This is a genomic window from Streptomyces sp. NBC_00236, assembly GCF_036195045.1.
GTDB lineage: Bacteria > Actinomycetota > Actinomycetes > Streptomycetales > Streptomycetaceae > Streptomyces.
Window position 1 is genome coordinate 2,458,901 of sequence record NZ_CP108100.1, and the last position, 18,023, is coordinate 2,476,923.

Below are 18,023 nucleotides of genomic sequence, written 5' to 3' on the forward strand. Positions count from 1 at the left end.
CATGGAATTCCTCACCCCTCCCTTCATGCAGCGGGCCCTGATCGCCGCCGTACTGGTCGGCGTCATCGCCCCCGCCGTCGGCATCTACCTGGTGCAGCGCCGGCAGGCCCTGATGGGCGACGGCATCGGCCACATCGCGATGACCGGCGTCGGCCTCGGCTTCCTGCTCTCCACCAGCCCCGTCTGGATGGCCACGGCCGTCGCCGTCGTGGGCGCGGTCACGATGGAACTCATCCGCTGGTACGGACGCACCCGCGGCGACATCGCCCTGGCGATGCTCTTCTACGGCGGCATGGCGGGCGGTGTCCTGCTGATCAACCTCTCCGACACCGGCTCCAACGCCAACCTCACCTCGTACCTCTTCGGCTCGCTGTCCACGGTCTCCTCCGAGGACATCACCGCGATCGCCGTGCTGGCGGCGTTCGTACTGCTGGTGACGGTGGGGCTGCGGCGGCAGCTGTTCGCCGTCAGCCAGGACGAGGAGTTCGCCCGGGTCACCGGCCTCCCGGTGCGCGTGCTGAACCTGCTGATCGCGGTCACCGCCGCCGTCACCGTCACCGTCGCGATGCGGGTCGTCGGGCTGCTGCTGGTCAGCGCCCTGATGGTGGTCCCGGTCGCCGCCGCGCAGCAGATCACCCGCTCGTTCAAGGTGACGTTCGTGCTCGCCGTCGTCACCGGGGTCGCGGTGACGCTGGCCGGCACCATCACGTCGTACTACCAGGACGTCCCGCCCGGCGCGACGATCGTGCTGCTGGCCATCGGGGTGTTCATCGCCCTGACCCTGCTCGCCGCGCCGCTGGCCCGGATCCGTGCCCGACGGCGCGAAACGGCGGACGAGCGGTGCACCCTGGAAGTACCGGCCACCCGTCCGGCCGCGGACGACGCACCTGTGCGGTCGGCCTGACCCCGCCGCCGGTGCGGACTGGCACAATGGCCCGACACACGTACGGGCGACACGAGGAGGCTCCTGTGGCGACGGCGCCGATCAGTGGAACGAACGCTGCACCGGTACGCGGCCGGTCGACCCGGCAGCGGGCGGCGGTGGCCGCCGCGCTCGACGAGGTGGACGAGTTCCGCAGCGCCCAGGACCTGCACGACGTGCTCAAGCACCGCGGTGACTCGGTCGGGCTGACCACGGTCTACCGCACCCTGCAGTCCCTCGCGGACGCGGGCGAGGTCGACGTGCTGCGCACCACCGAGGGCGAGTCCGTCTACCGCCGCTGCTCGACCGGCGACCACCACCACCATCTGGTGTGCCGGATGTGCGGCAAGGCCGTCGAGGTCGAGGGCCCGGCAGTGGAGACATGGGCCGAGACCATCGCGGCGCAGCACGGCTTCGTGAACGTGGCACACACGGTCGAGGTCTTCGGTACGTGCGCGGAGTGCGCGAACGCCGAGGGGTGACGCCCCGACTCCGCCCCTCGCCGGAGCGGCCGGAACGTGACGGTCTCCGGGCCGTCAGAGCTTTGTCAGGTGCCGGTCGAAGATCTCGCGCAGGCGGTCCACGTCGGACCCGGCCCGGGCGCCACGCTTGGCTATCACGGTCAGCGCAGTGGCGTTCTTGTCGTCGCTGAGCATCACGAAGAGATCCGCCGTCTCCACGTACCGCGGCTGTGCCTGCCACCGGATGACCGTGCTGGAGTTGCGTGTGTCGACGCCGACGCCGGACTCGTCGACCCGCACCCGGAACTCGCCCTGCCGCCGCACGAACCGGAACAACTGGCGCGCCGCCAGCCAAGGGCTCAGGAACAGCACCGAACCGCAGAGCAGCAACGCCACCGGCAGCGGTGCCGGCACGTCGGCGCCTCTCGCCAGGGACAGCAAGGTGGCCACGACGAGACACCCCGTCGCGGCCACCACCAGATTCCGCTGCCGTCGGCCCGCCACGCCGACCCGGTTGCGCACGCGGAGCGCCGTCGTGTAGTCCCGCAGCTCCGGGTCGTAGCTCAGCTCGACCGCACCGTGCGCGGCCTCCTGCTGCTCACTCATGGCCCCCCCTGAAGTGTGAAGAGCCGTGATGGTACCGACAACGGCTCAGGCCGTGGGTTCCGCCTTCTGCGCCGCCTCCACCGCACCACCGAAGCGCCGGTCCCGCTGGGCGAATTCCAGACAGGCGCGCCACAGGTCGCGGCGGTCGAAGTCCGGCCACAGCACGTCCTGGAAGACCATCTCGGCGTACGCGCTCTGCCAGATCAGGTAGTTGGACGTGCGCTGTTCGCCGCTGGGGCGGACGAAGAGGTCGACGTCCGGCATGTCCGGGTAGTAGATGTACTTCGCGAACGTCTTCTCGTTGACCTTCGACGGGTCGAGCTTCCCGGCCGCCACGTCCTGGGCGATCCGCTGCGCGGCGTCCGCGATCTCGGCCCGGCCGCCGTAGTTGACGCAGAAGTACAGCGTCATTTTGTCGTTGTCCTTGGTCTGCTCCTGGGCGACCTGGAGCTCCTGGACGACGGACTTCCACAGCTTCGGCATGCGGCCGACCCAGCGGATCCGGATGCCGAGCTCGTCCATCTCGTCACGGCGGCGGCGGATGACGTCCCGGTTGAAGTTCATGAGGAACTTCACCTCCTCCGGAGACCGCTTCCAGTTCTCGGTGGAGAAGGCGTACAGCGAGAGGTTCTTGACGCCCATCTCGATGCAGCCCTTGAGTACGTCCATGACGACGCCCTCGCCGACCTTGTGGCCCTCGGTGCGCGGCAGGCCCCGCTCCTTGGCCCAGCGGCCGTTGCCGTCCATCACGACGGCGACGTGCTTGGGCACCAGCTCGCCGGGGATCCTCGGGGGCACGGCACCGGACGGGTGCGGCTCCGGGGTCTTGTAGTCCCGCCGGTTTCGGCCGCCGAGGATTCCGCGTACTGCCATGAGCTTTTCCGTCTCCCTGTGTCTACTTTTCCACGTACCGCAGCGAACGCAGACCGCGCTCCAGATGCCAGTGCAGATAGGCGGACACCAGCCCGCTCCCCTCCCTGACATGACGCGCCTCGCACGCGTCCGCCGTCTCCCAGTCGCCGGAGAGCAGTGCGCTCAGCAGGGTGACGGCCTCCGCCGAGGGTACGACGCTGCCGGGTACCCGGCAGTCGCCGCAGATGACACCGCCCGCCGCGACGGAGAAGAACCGGTTCGGACCGGGCATTCCGCACCGGGCGCAGTCGACGAAGCTGGGGGCGTAGCCGTTGACCGCGAGGGAGCGCAGCAGGAAGGCGTCGAGGATGAGGTTCGGCTCGTGCTCCCCGCGGGACAGGGTGCGCAGGCCGCCCACCAGCAGCAGGTACTGCTGGACCGCGGGCTCGCCCTCGTGGTCCGTGAAGCGTTCGGCGGTCTCCAGCATCGCGGTGCCGGCGGTGTAGCGCCCGTAGTCGGTGACGATGCCGCCGCCGTACGGGGCGATGGTCTCGCTCTGGGTGCAGAGCGGCAGTCCGCGCCCGACCAGTTCGCTGCCGCGGGCGAAGAACTGCACGTCCACGTGGGAGAACGGCTCCAGCCGGGCCCCGAACTTCGACTTCGTGCGCCGGACGCCGCGCGCGACGGCCCGGACCCGGCCGTGGCCGCGGGTCAGGATCGTGATGATCCGGTCGGCCTCGCCCAGCTTCTGCGTGCGGAGCACCACGCCGTCGTCCCGGAACAAGCTCATGGCTCCATTGTCCGGTACGCGGGCGGCCCGGCGGGCCCGGCCCCGCGACCCGGTCCGGTCAGTTCACCTCCGCGCCGCCGCCCGCGGGCACGACGAGCCCGGATTCGTAGGCGACGATCACCAGCTGGGCGCGGTCACGGGCGGCCAGTTTGCCCATGATCCGGCTGACGTGGGTCTTGGCGGTGAGCGGGCTGAGGCCGAGGGCCTCGGCGATCTCGGTGTTGTTGAGGCCACGTGCGACGAGGGCGAGGACCTGGCGTTCCCGGTCGGAGAGCATCGCGGGTCCGGTCCCGGTGGCCGCCGGGGGCTGCGGGGCGCTGAGGACCCGGGCGATCAGCCGGGCGGTCGGGCCGGGCGAGAGCAGGGCCTCGCCCGCGGCCACCGTCCTGATCGCGGCGAGCAGATCGGCGGGCCGGGTGTCCTTGACCAGGAAGCCGGAGGCGCCGGCGCGCAACGCGTCGACGATGTGGTCGTCGGTGTCGTACGTGGTCAGGACCAGGACCTTCACTCCGGCCAGGTCCTCGTCGGCGGCGATGCGGCGGGTGGCCTCGATGCCGTCGAGTTCGGGCATCCGGATGTCCATCACGACGAGGTCGGCACGGGCGGAGCGGGCGAGCGCGACGGCTTCGAGGCCGGTGGCGGCCTCTCCGACGACCTCCATGTCCGGGTCGGAGCCGACGAGCATCGCGAACGCCGCCCTGACGAGGGTCTGGTCGTCGGCGAGCAGTACGCGGATCATGACGCGGTCTCCGATGTCTGTGCCTGTTCCGGGCTGTGCGCTGGCCCCGGAACCTGTGCCGGTGCTTGAACCTGTGCCTGTTCCTGGCCATCCGCTCGCCCCGGAACCTGTGCCGGTGCCTGGAACGGCAGCAGCGCGGAGACCTCGAAGCCGCCGCCGGGGCGGGGTCCGGCGTCCAGCGTGCCGCCCGTGCTGCGGGCCCTCTCCCGCATCCCCAGGATGCCGAAGCCGGGCGCGGAGCCGTCGTCCACGGGGCCGGTGCCGTCGTCGGTGACCGTGACCCGCAGGGCGCCCGTGCCGGCGGGCGCGACGCCGACGACGATGCGGACGCCGGGGCCCGCGTGCCGTACCGCGTTCGTCAGGGACTCCTGCACGATGCGGTACGCGGCCGCTCCGGTCGCCGGGGCGAGGCGGCCGTCGGGTACCCGCACCCGGAGGTCGACCCGGGCCCCGGCCGCCTCGGCGGCCCGTACGAGGCCGGGCAGGGCGGCCAGATCGGGCAGCGGGCCGTCTGCGTCGTGCCGGTCGCCCTGCCCGTCGCCCTGGCCGTTGTCGCGGAGCACCTGGAGGGTGGTGCGGAGTTCCGCCCTGGCTTCGCGGCAGGTGTCCGCGATGTCGTCCAGCGAGGCGGCGATCGCCTGGCGGTCCAGCCGGTCCGGGTCGACGGTCAGGATGTGCGAGGCGACCGAGGTCTGCACACCGATGAGGGTGATGCTGTGGGCCAGCAGGTCGTGCAGGTCGCGGGCGATCCGCAGCCGTTCCTCGGCGACCCGGCGCCGGGCCTCCTCCTCGCGGGTCCGTTCGGCACGTTCGGCGCGCTCCAGCATCGAGGCGACGTACTGGCGGTAGATGCGTACGTCGACCCCGCAGAACAGGATGGCGATGACCCACCCGGAGATGCGCAGCAGTTCGAGCCCCTGATGGGCGTCGATGCTCAGCACCACCGTCACCATCACGGACGTGACGCCGATGCCGGTGAGCAGGGTGCGCAGCGGGCGGCCGGTCACGGCCACCGTGTAGAGCGCGATCCAGGTCTGCGGCATCGGAGCCGTATGGGCGTTGTCGAGGCCGTGGTAGAGCATCAGCAGCGGGACCATGGCGAGCAGGACCAGGACGGGGTTCCGCCGCCGCCACACGAGTGGTGCGGCGCTGCCCATCAGCAGGAGCCAGCCGAGTGCGTCGGGCGCGACGGCGTCGTCGGCGAACAGGGCGAGAGCGGCGGAGAGCGCACCGGCGCCCACGGCTACGAGGGCGTCGGTGCGCGTCTTGTGCGGTGCGTGCATCGGGTCGCGGTTGACGACGGCCAGGATGCGGTCGCGGCGGCGTGCGGTGGTGGACACGCCGCCATCCTCCGGTACGGGGCGGGGCACTGTCAGGGCGTCCCGACGAGTTCCGGTTCGCGCATGGCCGGTGCGGCGGGGGTCCGGCCGAGCGCGCCGGGCCACCACATCTTCCGTTGCAGGGCCACGCTCGCCGAGGTCACCAGGTAGGTGCGGACGAGGAAGGTGTCGAGCAGGACGCCCACGGCGATGACGAAGCCCATCTCGACCAGGGAGGTCAGCGGCATGTTCGTCAGGACCGCGAAGGTGGCGGCGAGGACCAGTCCCGCCGAGGCGATCACGCCGCCGGTGGTGCGCAGGGCGGTGAGCGCGGCCTCGGTGGGTTCGGCGCCGCGCCGGGCCTCCTCGCGGACCCGGTGCATCAGGAAGATGCCGTAGTCGACGCCGAGGGCCACCAGGAAGACGAAGGTGAGCAGGGGCAGCCCGGGGTCGGTGCCCTTGAGCCCGAGGACCGGTTCGAAGAGCAGTCCGCCGATGCCGAGCGCGGCGCCCCAGACCGCGACGACGGCGGCGACGAGCAGCAGCGGGGCGACGAGGCTGCGGAGCAGGACGATCAGGATCAGCAGGACGGAGAGCAGGACGAGCGGGACGACGATCCCCAGGTCCCGGGAGCTGGCCGTCTCCAGGTCCATCTGCTGGGCGCCGGGCCCGCCGACATGGCTGCCGTCCAGGCCGTCGCGCAGGGCACGGATGGTGTCCCGCTCCCCCGCGGACTCGGGCCGGGCCTCGGCGACGACGGACAGCTCGGTCCAGCCGCCGCCACTGCGGCCGCGTTCGGCGGAGGCGACGCCGTCGGTCGTACGAGCCTTCGCCAGCGCGGCGCCGGCCCGGTCGGTGGGGGCGAGCACGGTGATCGGCTGGCTGGAGCGGCCGGGGTAGGCGTCTGCGAGGGTCGCCATGGCGGTGACGGAATCCGGCTTGCTGGTGAAGGAGTCCTCCTGCTTGAGGTCGCCGGGCAGGTTGAACGCACCGAGCGACAGGGCGCCGAGCAGTACCCCTCCGGTCACGAGGACCGCGACGGGCCGGCGCCCGGCGGAGCCGCCCATGGCGGCGAAGAGGGAGCGGCGCTTCTTCGGCTCGGAGCCGTACACGGGAACGAGCGGCCAGAACACCCGTCGGCCCAGGAGCACGAGGACGGCGGGAAGCAGCGTCAGCATCGCCAGGAGCGCGCACAGCACCCCGACGGCGGCGATGGGGCCCATACCGCGGCTGCTGGTGAGATCGGCCGCCAGGAGGCACAGGAGGCCCGCCGCGACGGTGGCGGAGGAGGCGACGACGGCGGGTCCGCAGCCGCGCAGCGCCGCCGCCATGGCCTCGTGCGGCCGGGCGACGCGGGTGAGTTCCTCGCGGTAGCGGGAGACCAGCAGCAAGGCGTAGTCGGTGCCCGCGCCGAAGACGAGGATGGTCATCACCGCGGAGCTCTGGCCGGTGACGGTGACGTCGAAGCCCCGGTTGAGGCCGTAGACGACCGCCATCGACAGGGCGTCGGCGACGCCCGCGACGACGAGCGGCACCAGCCACAGCAGCGGGCTGCGGTAGATGAGGATCAGCAGGATCGCGACGACGGCGACGGTCGTGTAGAGCAGCGGTCCGCCGAGCGAGCCGTACACCTTCTGTGCGTCGACGTTCAGCGCTCCGGGCCCGCCGACCTCGACGTCCAGTCCGCCGTCGCCCTTCACTCTCTCGCGCACGTCGTCGACGAACGCGGTCCGTGCCTCGTCGTCCTGGCCGGGCTCGGTCGTCGAGACCGGGTACATCAGGGTCGTGCCGTCCTCGGAGGGCACGGCTCGCGGCGGTGCGGTGAGGGTGTGGGCGCCCGCGACCCCGGCGGTCTGCCGGGCGGCCGTGGCCCGGTCGGCGGCGGTCAGTCCGCCGTCGCGGTGGTAGACGAGAACGAGGTCGGTCGACTCGCCGCCGGGCAGCGTGTCCTGGATCTCCGCCACCTGGGTGGAGTCGGCACTCGCCGGAAGATAGTCGACGGCGCGGTTGACCTGTACGTCCCCGAGCTTGCCGGCCAGCGGTCCGGCGATCGCGATCACGGCGACCCAGAGCGCGACGATCGCCCAGGGCAGCATCCGCCACCTGCTGCGTGGCCGTGTCCGCTCGTCCTCGTCCTGTGCTGCGGCCCTCATGGGAGGCCCCCCTTCCGTACGGGTGTCCGGTCAAGTCCAGACTCCCGTCGGGCGGGGGGCGATACGTCGCACCGGGGGCCGACTTCCCGGCTACTGCCGGGGAGGGTGCGGCGGCCCGGGTACTCCCGCGGGAGTACCCGGCCGGTGGAGAGCGGGGCTCAGGAAGGCGTACGGGCCGCCGCCGCGAGAAGGCGTGCGGTGTCCTCGTCGCGCAGCCGCAGCGCGCCGCCGACCGTGGCCAGCACCTCGCGCTCGGCGGGGCTGTACGGGCCGTCGGCGAGGGCGATCCGGGCGCCCTGGAGCAGAATCGATTCGCGTCCTGCGGGGGCGAGATGCGGGGCGAGGGGTTCCAGCGCCTCGTGGAGCTCGATGGCGAGCGCCGCGCCGCAGGCCTCGGCCGCGGGGTCGAACGCGGAGCCGTGGCCGATGTCGGCGGCGAGGATCTCGACGACGGTGGCCAGCTGTTCCTGGGTGCAGTCGTCGAAGCCGGCGCCGCGCACGGTCTCGACGGCCGTCTCCAGGACCGTACGGGAGGTACTGCCGCCGGCCGCGAGGACCCCGAGGGTCACGGTGTGGACGGCGTCCCTGAGCATCGCGGAGAACCGTGTGGTGGTGGGGTGGTCGAGCGCCTCGGGGTCGAAGTGGGCGTGGCAGGCGGCGCATTCGACGACCGGTCCCACGATGCCGCGTCGCAGCAGCGGTACGCCGAGGACGGCGAACCGGCGACGCCCCGTGAGGCGGCGGTAGTTGCGGTCGCCGCCGCAGCCGGGGCAGAAGAACTCGCCGTCACCGACGGTGTCCCACAGGGTGCGGGTGCCGCAGATGCGCAGCTTTGTGGCGCGTTGTCCCAGGGCTGACCGCACGTCGAACACCTCCGTAACGCTCCGGCAACATTGCCGTGTTGGACGTGATGTTAACCACATCCGTGAAGCGGCGTCAGCATCTTGCTCGTCACAACCGTCCGGAGATGGCCGAACCGTTCCTATTCAGTGAGCAGGAGTGAGTCTTGGACCCATGCCTGGTCGCTGCGGACATCCCGAACGGTTTTGGGTGTCCTGGTCGCCCGCGTTCTCGCCGCGTCCGGTGGCTCGGATCGTGTCCGTGGTCCGGGAATGCGGGGGCGGGTTCCCTCACGCTCTCGTGCACCTGGTGCGGCCTGGACGGTCCGATGCCCTACACGATCGCTCCGGTCGTGTGGGGACGGTGCCGTCCGACGCCGGATCGGGTGTCCGAGGGCGCGTCGCCCGATCGCGATTCCAGCGGCATCGTGACGGGACATCTTCCGGTGCGGGGTGGTCAGCGGCTTGTGCCAGTAGTGCACAACCCCGCCCCCCGGGTGCGGGTGGGCGGGGTTCACGGACCGTGCGACTTCGTGCCCTTTCGGGCGCGGGGTCAGCGGGTGGCGCGGTTGACCGCGGAGACGACCGCCTTCAGGGAGGCCCGCGTGGTGTTGGCGTCGATGCCGATGCCCCACAGGACCTTTCCGTCGATGGCGCACTCGATGTACGAGGCGGCCTGCGCGCTCGCGCCCTCGCTCATCGTGTGCTCGGTGTAGTCCAGCAGCCGCGCGTCGATACCGATGGCCTGCAGCGCTTCGAAGAACGCGGAGATCGGGCCGTTGCCGGTGCCGGTGAGCACGGTGTCCGTGCCGTCCACGTTCGCCTCGACGGTGATCGTGTCCTGGCCGTCCGAGCCGGTCGTGGTCTGGCCGGAGCGGATCTGCACGCGCCCCCACGCGTTCTCGGGGTTGGGCAGGTACTCGTCCTGGAACGTGGTCCAGATCTGCGTCGGCGTGACCTCGCCGCCCTCGGCGTCGGTCTTGGCCTGAATGATCCGGGAGAACTCGATCTGCATCCGGCGCGGCAGGTCCAGCTTGTGGTCGTTCTTCAGGACGTAGGCGATTCCGCCCTTGCCGGACTGCGAGTTGACGCGGATGACGGCCTCGTAGGAACGGCCGACGTCCTTCGGGTCGATCGGCAGGTACGGGACCGCCCACTCGATGTCGTCGACGGTCTTGCCCTGGGCGGCCGCGTCGGCCTCCATGGCGTCGAAGCCCTTCTTGATGGCGTCCTGGTGGGAGCCGGAGAAGGCGGTGTAGACCAGGTCGCCCGCGTAGGGGTGGCGCGGGTGGACCTCCATCTGGTTGCAGTACTCGCTGGTGCGGCGGATCTCGTCGATCTGCGAGAAGTCGATCTGCGGGTCCACGCCCTGCGAGAACAGGTTCATGCCCAGCGTCACCAGGTCGACGTTGCCGGTGCGCTCGCCCTGACCGAACAGGCAGCCCTCGATCCGGTCCGCACCGGCCATCAGGGCCAGTTCGGCGGCGGCGACGGCGGTGCCGCGGTCGTTGTGCGGGTGGACGGACAGGCAGACGAACTCACGGCGCGACAGGTTGCGCGACATCCACTCGAACCGGTCCGCGTGCGTGGACGGCGTCGAACGCTCCACGGTGGCGGGCAGGTTGAGGATGATCTCGCGGCCCTCCTCGGGCTGCCACACGTCACAGACCGCCTCGCAGACCTCCAGGGCGAAGTCCAGCTCGGTGTCGGTGAAGATCTCGGGGCTGTACTGGTAGCCGAAGATCGTCTCGTCGCCCAGGATCTTCTCGGCGTACTCCATGACCAGCCGGGTGCCGTCCACGGCGATCTGCTTGACCTGCTCCCTGGAGCCGCGGAAGACCACGCGGCGGAAGGTGGGGGCGGTCGCGTTGTACAGGTGCACGGTGGCGCGGTGGGCGCCGCGCAGGGATTCGACGGTCCGCTCGATCAGTTCCTCGCGGGCCTGGGTCAGGACGGAGATCGTCACGTCCTCGGGGATCGCACCCTCTTCGATGATGGAGCGGACGAAGGCGAAGTCGGTCTCGCCGGAGGACGGGAAGCCGACCTCGATCTCCTTGTAACCCATGCGCACCAGCAGGTCGAACATCTCGCGCTTGCGGGCCGGCGACATCGGGTCGATCAGGGCCTGGTTGCCGTCACGCAGGTCGGTGGAGAGCCAGCGGGGCGCCTTGGTGACCCGCTTCTCGGGCCAGGTGCGGTCGGGGATCTCGACGGCCTCGTACCGGCCGTACTTGTGGACCGGCATCCCGGACGGCTTCTGCAGGCCCGTGGCGTTGGTGATCGGCGTGGGGCGGCCCACGGCGTTCTCGGCGGGGGTCTGCGCGGGGTTCACTGCGGTCATGGCGTAGGGCTCCTCGGGTGTCCTGCAAGGGGACGGCCGACTGTGCTGCTGCAACACCAGACTCCGCGGGGAGGGGGTCGGCCTACGACTACAGGCCCTCGCCGCGGCAGCTAAGAAGAAGCAGCCCGAAACGCATGATGCGGAGAGACTAACCGAGGGGCGCCCGAGACGTCCGTGCCGTATCAGTATGCGGGACCGGGCACCGGTAACGGGTGAACAGTGAGGGATCACTCTATTTCGTCAATCCTGGTGGCAACCAGTGACATGACGATCACGCGCTGCCACAGTCGTGTGTATGCAGCCTCGATCTCAGCACGAACTCCGTCCTGTCTTCTGCACCATCGTGCCGCCCCACGTCCTCGACAAGCTGTCGCAGTCCGACGACCCCGTCCTCGCGGGTCCCGCCCGCCGCACCCTGGAGGCCGACGCCGCCCGGCGCACCCGGCGCCAGGTCACCACCGTCGTCCGGCCCACCATCGATCCGGCGCCGGATGACGACCGCTCCGGCAAACCCGACCGCACGCTCTACGACTGCCGTCACGGCACGGATCTGCCCGGTACGAAGGTCCGCGCCGAGGGCGAGGACCCCACGTCCGACGCCAGCGTCAACCGCGCCTACGCGGGCCTCGGCGCCACCTTCGAACTGCTGCTCAGCGCCTACGGACGCCGTTCGATCGACGGCAACGGGCTGCCGCTCATCGGCTCCGTGCACTACGACGAGAAGTACAACAACGCCTTCTTCGACGGCGAGCAGATGGTCTTCGGCGACGGGGACGGCGAGATCTTCCTCGACTTCACCGTCGCCATCGACGTCATCGCGCACGAGCTGGCGCACGGGCTGACCCAGTACACGGCCAACCTGAACTACTACGGCCAGTCCGGCGCGCTCAACGAGTCCGTGTCCGACGTGTTCGGCTCCCTGGTCAAGCAGTACTCGCTCGGCCAGACCGCCGGGCAGGCCGACTGGCTGATCGGCGCGGGGCTGCTGGCACCCCGCGTCCAGGGCGTGGCGCTGCGCTCGATGAAGGCGCCCGGTACGGCGTACGACGACGACGTGCTCGGCAAGGACCCGCAGCCCGCCTCGATGGACGACTACATCCACACGGGCGAGGACAACGGCGGGGTGCACCTCAACTCCGGCATCCCGAACCGCGCGTTCTACCTGCTGGCCACCGCGCTCGGCGGCAGTTCCTGGGAGCGGGCGGGCCAGCTCTGGTTCGATGTGCTCACCGGTGGTGAACTGGCGGTGGACGCGGACTTCGCGTCCTTCGCCCGGCTCACCGTGGCAGCGGCCCGCAGCCGCTTCGGCGAGGGCGACGAGGTCGAGGCGGTCCTCAAGGCCTGGTCGGAAGTGGGTGTGCCGACCGCGTAGCCGACCGGGCCCGTCGAGGAGGGGACACCGCATGCGGATCCAGGTGAGCAGGACCGGCGGCTTCGCCGGGATCGCGCGCCGTCGCGAGATCGACACCTCGGGACGGGCCGACGCCCACGAGTGGGAGGCCCTGGCCGCATCGGCGCTCACCGGCGGCCGGGAGGACCCTGCGACGGGCGTCCCGGACGGCTTCAGCTACCGGATCACGGTCGACGGCCACACGGTGCACTGCGCGGACCCGCGGCTGACCGACGCCCAGCGCGCCCTGGTCTCACGCGTCCTGAAGGAGGGCGCGTGAGGCCGGTGGCGTACGTCTGACGGGCCCGGAGGGTGACCCCGGTCCTCGGACCGGGCCCCGGGACGTGGCCCGGCCAGAACGGGCCTCAGCGGCTTCGCACAGCTGCGCCGGCCTCCGGCCGCCGGGACGCGGTCCCGCTCAGAACCCCAGCTTGCGCAGCTGCTTCGGGCACCACCCCCACGCCCCACTCACACCCCTCGGCCCCAGGGGGCCTCAGCGGCTTCGCACGGCTGCGCCGGCCTCCGGCCGCCGGGACACGGTCCCGCTCAGAACCCCAGCTTGCGCAGCTGCTTCGGGTCGCGCTGCCAGTCCTTGGCAACCTTCACATGCAGGTCGAGGAAGACCGGGGTGCCCAGCAGGGCCTCGATGTGCTTGCGCGATTTCGTGCCGACTTCCTTCAGCCGCTTGCCCTTCGGGCCGATGATGATGCCCTTCTGGCTGGGCCGTTCGATGTAGACGTTGGCGTGGATGTCGAGCAGCGGCTTGTCCGCCGGACGGTCCTCGCGCGGCAGCATCTCCTCGACGACGACCGCGATGGAGTGCGGCAGCTCGTCCCGTACGCCTTCGAGCGCGGCCTCCCGGATCAGCTCCGCGACCATGACCATCTCGGGCTCGTCGGTGAGGTCGCCCTCCGGGTAGAGCGGCGGGCTCTCCGGGAGCAGCGGGGCGATCAGGTCGGCCAGCAGGCCGACCTGGTCGTCCTTGACCGCCGAGACCGGGATGATCTCCGCCCACTCGAAACCGAGCTCCTCGCCGAGGCGGGAGACGGCCAGCAGCTGTTCGGCGAGCTGCTTGGACTCGACCAGGTCGGACTTGGTGATGATCGCGATCTTGGGCGTCTTCTTGATGCCCGCGAGTTCCTTGACGATGTACTTGTCGCCGGGGCCGAGCTTCTGGTCGGCGGGCAGGCAGAAGCCGATGACGTCGACCTCGGCCCAGGTGGTGCGTACGACGTCGTTGAGACGCTCGCCCAGCAGGGTGCGCGGCTTGTGGAGGCCGGGGGTGTCGACCAGGATCAGCTGTGCGTCCGGCCGGTGCACGATGCCGCGCACGGTGTGCCGGGTCGTCTGGGGCCGGTTGGACGTGATCGCCACCTTCTGGCCGACCAGAGCGTTCGTAAGGGTGGACTTGCCCGCGTTGGGACGGCCCACGAAGCAGGCGAAACCGGCCCGGTGGGGGGCGGTGTTCTCAGCCTGCTGCGCAGCAGCTTCTGGGTTAGGTCGAGCGCTCATGGCGCCCATTGTCCCCGATCCCGGCGGCCGCGGGGCACCAAGTCGCCCGCCGCGGCCGCCGGACCCGCTTCTCAGGCCGGGCGGCGGCGGTTCCGGCGTGACCGGATCCACAGCGCCGCACCCCCGGCGAGCGCCGTCAGCAGCACTCCGGCGACCAGCCAGGGCAGGGCGAAGTACGACACGGACGCGGACTCACGCGTGTCGCGGGCGCTCGCCGTCAGCTTGATCTCGCCCCACTCCACCTGCGGCGCGCCCGCCCATTCCTCGGTGAGCCGGACCTCCTGGCGGGGCAGCAGCTCGGAGGGGATGCGCTTGAGGTCGCGGGCCAGCAGGGTGCGGCCGAAGAGACCCTCGGCCTTGAGGGCGACCTTGGGGCTGAGGGTGACGTTGCCCCGGTTGTGGAGCGTGTACGAGATGACGGCCCGGGACTTGCCCGTGCCCGGGACCAGAGGCGCCGTGTGCTCGACCTCGACGTCCTCGACGGAGAGCGCGGGCATCGTCGGGCCGTTGACCCGGAGGTAGATCCGGGCGCCGACGGCCTTCTGGATGCCTACGGCGACGGCGCCCTCGTCGGCGGGGTCGATGCGCTCGTCGAGGGCGACGAGCGCGCCGGGGTGGTCGCCCGGTTCGGCGCCCTCGGGCACCTTGATGGTGACGGGCACGGTGACCGAACCGTGCGGTTTCACGGTGACCCGGTCGCGGTCGGCCTTCGCCCAGGCCCCGACGGAGCGCTGCTTCTCGTTCTGTGCCCGGACAGCGAATCCGCCGTCGCGTGCGGTGTTGTACGCGTCGGCGGCGTACAGCCGGAAGGTCAGCGGTTCACCGGTCTTGTTGGTGACGGTGACCCTGTCCTTCAGGGTGGCGCCGGGGTCGGCGGAGAGGTAGAAGTACGGCCGCGTGCCCGCGTCGGCGGTGGCGGGGAAGACCGACCAGCTGCCGTTGTCGGCGGCGCCGGCCGTGGGCGCGCCGAGCGGGAGGAGGACTCCGGCCAGCAGGGTCGACAGGAGTACGGAGAGTTTGCGCACGGTGCGGGCTCCCAGGTGCACGCTCGGGCGGGGTGGGCCGGGCGGGTGCGCGCCCGGTCCAACGGTTGATCAGTTACTGCCGCTCACGTGAGGGTGAGCGTGAGGACCCCGGTGTACGCGCCGGCGGCGGTGAACGCCGGTACGTCCAGCGACAGCTGGGCGTCGACGGTGAACTCGCCTCCGGTGAACGCGCCGTCCGGCGTGGACGCCAGGGTGGCCCCCGCGCTGCCGACGGTTCCCTCGGACCCGGCCGCGCAGGTGCTCGGGCTGCCGGACTTCGTCGCACAGGCCGGGCTCCAGCCGAGCGCGGAGGCGCCGATCGTCGCCCCTCCCGGACCCGTGAAGTCGGTGACCTTGCCGGTCAGGGACCAGCCCGCGGGTCCGCCGCGGAAGTCCTGGACCGTCACGGTCTGCAGGGCGCCGGTGGAGGCGCCGCCCTGCCCGAACTCGACCGCCGACAGGGCGACGGAGTCCCCGGCCTGGGTCATGGTGAGCGTTCCCGGCTTGACGGTGGACGTCAGCTTCTGGCTGCCGTCCGGGATCTCGCCGCCGCCTGTGGTGACGGTGTAGGCCTGGGGGCCCGCACCCTTGGCCGGATCCCAGCTCGCTCCTTCGAACGCGACGATGCCGGTGGTGGCCGGATCCGTGACGGTGAGCTGCCCGGTGAAGCCGCCCGAGCCGTCCGCCGTGGCCGTCGCGGTGTCACCGGTCTGGGCGTCCCCGGCCCGGCCGGCGAGCGTGACGGACGCGCCCGCGGTGAACTTCGACCCGGTCACGGTGACCTGGTCGCCCGCCGCGCCGGAGGCCGTTCCGAGCTGGATGGCCCGTTCGTTGACCTGGCCGCCGCCGTCCGTGGCGATGATCGTCTGGGAGACGGGGGCGGGCGGATCGGTGACCGTGCAGGGCGTGTCCAGCTCCATGATGTAGCTGGTGTGGATGTTGTAGTCGCCGGGCGAGAGGGTGATCTCACCGGGCGCGGTGACGGTGAAGGTGCCGGTCATGGAGAACGACGGGAAGTCGCCCTTGCCGGGCACCGGTTCGTTCTTCTTCGGGCCCGCCACCGTGACGTCGGCGGACTGCGCTCCGCCGACGGTGACCTTGCCGGTCGGCGTCATGATGTCGGCGGGCAGCGCCAGGTCGACCGGGTTGCTCGCGGCCGGTTTGATGACGGTGTAGGTCACCGTGACCGTGTCGCCGACCTTCGGCGCGGCGTTGTCGACGGTGATCTCGGCCGACGTCGTTCCGTCGATCGGCGGGATGCCGGCGATGGCGGGCGGGATGCAGTGGGTCGGGAAGTCCACCGCGACCGATGCCGTCGCACTGGCCTGTGCGGGTCCGGCGAGCAGCCCTCCCCCGGTGACGACGAGCGCGCCGACACCGAGCGCGGCGGCCCAGCGGCGGCCGCGGTCCGGTCGGCCCGGGCGGCGGGATCTTCGGCTGTCGGATCTTCGAATGGCTTGGCGCATGGAGCCCCCTCCTGCGGGATCCGGCGCGGCGGCTCTTCCGCGTCGGCAGGGAGCCATTGATGACGTCGGTCGAGAAGAAGTCAATGGGATCGAAACGCGCTGACTGATGGGCCATCAGATGGTGTCAAGATCCATGGTTCCCGCACATCCTGTACGAACGCCCCGCGCCGGTGGGCGCGGGGCGTTCGTACACACGAGGGTGGTCCGGCGGAGGTTCAGCCCGCCGTCACGGTGAGCCGCAGCACCCCGTCGGGCCCGGCGAGCAGCACGGGCGTGTCGGCCCCGCCCAGGTCCCGTACCGCGGCCCGGTCCTCGTCGGACGGGGTCTGCGACTCGGAGACGACCGCGGCCGCCTCCAGGGACGTGGCCCCGCTGGCCACGGCCATCGCGACGGCCGTCCGGAGCGCGCTGAGGCGCAGCGACTCCAGCTCCACCGTGCCCGCCACATACGTACGTCCGGTCTCGTCCCGCACGGCCGCGCCCTCCGGCACACCGTTGCGGGCGCGGGCGCTGCGCGCCAGCGTGACGATCTTGCGGTCCTCGGCGCCGAGGTCGGTGCTATCGGTCATGTGCCGAGCATACGAAGTGCGGCGACGGGAGCGGCACGCGGGCGCCCGGACCGCTCACGCCCGTACCTGGTGCATCGAGCCACGCCGGCCCTCCGGCGAGGCCAGCCACCGCAGCTTCTCCTCCGTGCCGGTGTCCGGCCACGGGTTGTGCATCACGACCACCAGATCCGGGCGGGCCGGAATGCGCAACTGGGTCGCCTCCATGACCAGCGTGCCCACCGCGGGGTGCGACAGCTCCTTGCGCATCTGCCCGCCCGGCGCGACGTCCCGCCGCGCCCACAGCTCGGCGAACTCGGGGCTGCGCTCGGCCGCTTCGGCCACAATCGCCCGGAAGCCCTCGTCGTCGGGGCACTCGGCGCACGCGGCCCGGAACTGGGCGACGACCCGGGCGGCGGTCTCCCACCACTCCTTGTCCCCGCCCCGGTGGACGGGGTCGGTGAAGAAGGCGATCACACAGTTCTGCGGCCGGCCCGGCCGCAGCCCCATCACCATCGAGGCCGCGTCGTTGTAGACGATGACGTTCCAGTACGCGTCCATGATGTACGCCGGGAACGGCATCCAGCCGTCGAGCAGCCGCTGCAGCCCCGCGCACATGTCCGTATGGGCCGGATCGACCTCGGGTGCGGGCGGGTTGAGCCCCGCCAGTACGTAGAGGTGCCGGCGTTCGGCGCTGCTGAGCCGCAGGACCCGGGCCACGGAGTCCAGCACCTGGGGCGACACGGTGATGTCGCGGCCCTGCTCCAGCCACTGGTACCAGGAGACGCCCACTCCCGCGAGGACGGCGACCTCCTCGCGCCGCAGCCCCGGGGTGCGCCGCCGGGCCCCGCCGTCCGGGAGCCCCGCCTCGGCCGGGCTGACCCTCGCCCGCCTGCTCATCAGGAACTCCCGCAGCTCGCCGAGGCGGTGCGTCTTGCCGGCGTCCGCCGCGGTCCGGGCCGGTGTGCCCACGTAACTCCCCCTGGTGTCCGGGCCCGCGCCTGCCTGGTGGTGCGGCCAACAGGATAAGTTCCGTCTCCCCACGGATATTCCGGCGGCCGCA

The 18,023-nt window shown here is 71.5% G+C and carries 17 protein-coding genes and 1 pseudogene; 4 read left to right on the forward strand and 14 right to left on the reverse strand.

From position 1 onward, the window contains the following. Position 1: 1 nt before the first annotated feature. Both OG446_RS11005 and OG446_RS11010 read left to right on the forward strand, forming a co-directional pair. Positions 2 to 904 carry a metal ABC transporter permease gene (locus OG446_RS11005; protein WP_328893859.1) on the forward strand — a complete coding sequence of 301 codons (903 nt, stop codon included), beginning with the start codon at positions 2 to 4 and terminating at the stop codon, positions 902 to 904. A 65-nt stretch (positions 905 to 969) separates the two neighbouring features. After that, positions 970 to 1,404: a Fur family transcriptional regulator gene (locus OG446_RS11010; protein ID WP_328893860.1), complete on the forward strand. Its 435-nt coding sequence runs from the start codon at positions 970 to 972 to the stop codon at positions 1,402 to 1,404. Between the two features lie 54 nt (positions 1,405 to 1,458). Here the strand turns inward: OG446_RS11010 and OG446_RS11015 are convergent, their stop codons facing one another. The 9 genes and pseudogenes from OG446_RS11015 to leuA form a co-directional block, all read right to left on the reverse strand. After that, positions 1,459 to 1,989, reverse strand: a complete 531-nt coding sequence (locus tag OG446_RS11015) for a hypothetical protein (protein WP_328893861.1) — start codon at positions 1,987 to 1,989, stop codon at positions 1,459 to 1,461. 45 nt (positions 1,990 to 2,034) lie between these two features. Beyond that, positions 2,035 to 2,862 (reverse strand): isoprenyl transferase, encoded by an 828-nt coding sequence (locus tag OG446_RS11020; protein ID WP_328893862.1) that lies wholly within the window; start codon positions 2,860 to 2,862, stop codon positions 2,035 to 2,037. Between the two features lie 22 nt (positions 2,863 to 2,884). Next, complete coding sequence (recO, locus tag OG446_RS11025) at positions 2,885 to 3,631, reverse strand: DNA repair protein RecO (protein WP_148018609.1); 747 nt, start codon at positions 3,629 to 3,631, stop codon at positions 2,885 to 2,887. A 58-nt stretch (positions 3,632 to 3,689) separates the two neighbouring features. Continuing rightward, on the reverse strand, positions 3,690 to 4,370 hold the full coding sequence (locus tag OG446_RS11030; protein WP_328893863.1) for a response regulator transcription factor: 681 nt from the start codon (positions 4,368 to 4,370) through the stop codon (positions 3,690 to 3,692). Further along, complete coding sequence (locus OG446_RS11035; protein ID WP_328898268.1) at positions 4,367 to 5,653, reverse strand: sensor histidine kinase; 1,287 nt, start codon at positions 5,651 to 5,653, stop codon at positions 4,367 to 4,369. The genes OG446_RS11030 and OG446_RS11035 overlap by 4 nt, the downstream gene beginning before the upstream one ends. An 89-nt stretch (positions 5,654 to 5,742) precedes the next feature. After that, positions 5,743 to 7,842 (reverse strand): MMPL family transporter, encoded by a 2,100-nt coding sequence (locus tag OG446_RS11040; protein ID WP_328893864.1) that lies wholly within the window; start codon positions 7,840 to 7,842, stop codon positions 5,743 to 5,745. 158 nt (positions 7,843 to 8,000) lie between these two features. Next, the gene (locus OG446_RS11045) at positions 8,001 to 8,705 is read right to left on the reverse strand and encodes a TerB family tellurite resistance protein (RefSeq protein WP_328893865.1); all 705 of its coding nucleotides are present in this window, start codon (positions 8,703 to 8,705) and stop codon (positions 8,001 to 8,003) included. 119 nt (positions 8,706 to 8,824) lie between these two features. Next, a pseudogene (locus tag OG446_RS11050) lies at positions 8,825 to 9,154 on the reverse strand (IS200/IS605 family accessory protein TnpB-related protein); the annotation flags it as partial. Positions 9,155 to 9,234: 80 nt separating this feature from the next. Beyond that, entirely contained in the window at positions 9,235 to 11,022 is a 1,788-nt protein-coding gene (leuA, locus tag OG446_RS11055) for a 2-isopropylmalate synthase (RefSeq protein ID WP_328893866.1), read from the reverse strand. A gap of 295 nt (positions 11,023 to 11,317) precedes the next feature. Here leuA and OG446_RS11060 point away from each other — a divergent pair, with 295 nt between their 5' ends. Further along, a complete protein-coding gene (locus OG446_RS11060) occupies positions 11,318 to 12,394 on the forward strand; it encodes a M4 family metallopeptidase (RefSeq protein WP_328893867.1) in 1,077 nt (358 codons plus the stop codon). 31 nt (positions 12,395 to 12,425) lie between these two features. Further along, positions 12,426 to 12,692, forward strand: coding sequence for a protealysin inhibitor emfourin (locus tag OG446_RS11065; RefSeq protein ID WP_328893868.1), 267 nt, complete (start codon positions 12,426 to 12,428; stop codon positions 12,690 to 12,692). Positions 12,693 to 12,958: 266 nt separating this feature from the next. Here the strand turns inward: OG446_RS11065 and era are convergent, their stop codons facing one another. The 5 genes from era to OG446_RS11090 all read right to left on the reverse strand — a co-directional run bounded on the left by era (position 12,959) and on the right by OG446_RS11090 (position 17,932). Beyond that, entirely contained in the window at positions 12,959 to 13,933 is a 975-nt protein-coding gene (era, locus tag OG446_RS11070) for a GTPase Era (protein WP_187285138.1), read from the reverse strand. Positions 13,934 to 13,995: 62 nt separating this feature from the next. Then, positions 13,996 to 14,949 (reverse strand): WxL protein peptidoglycan domain-containing protein, encoded by a 954-nt coding sequence (locus OG446_RS11075; RefSeq protein WP_328893869.1) that lies wholly within the window; start codon positions 14,947 to 14,949, stop codon positions 13,996 to 13,998. Between the two features lie 83 nt (positions 14,950 to 15,032). After that, on the reverse strand, positions 15,033 to 16,415 hold the full coding sequence (locus OG446_RS11080; RefSeq protein ID WP_328893870.1) for a beta-xylosidase: 1,383 nt from the start codon (positions 16,413 to 16,415) through the stop codon (positions 15,033 to 15,035). A 215-nt stretch (positions 16,416 to 16,630) separates the two neighbouring features. After that, positions 16,631 to 16,984, reverse strand: coding sequence for a cytidine deaminase (locus OG446_RS11085; protein ID WP_326662374.1), 354 nt, complete (start codon positions 16,982 to 16,984; stop codon positions 16,631 to 16,633). Between the two features lie 54 nt (positions 16,985 to 17,038). Further along, positions 17,039 to 17,932: a helix-turn-helix transcriptional regulator gene (locus OG446_RS11090; protein ID WP_328893871.1), complete on the reverse strand. Its 894-nt coding sequence runs from the start codon at positions 17,930 to 17,932 to the stop codon at positions 17,039 to 17,041. Positions 17,933 to 18,023: the final 91 nt, after the last annotated feature.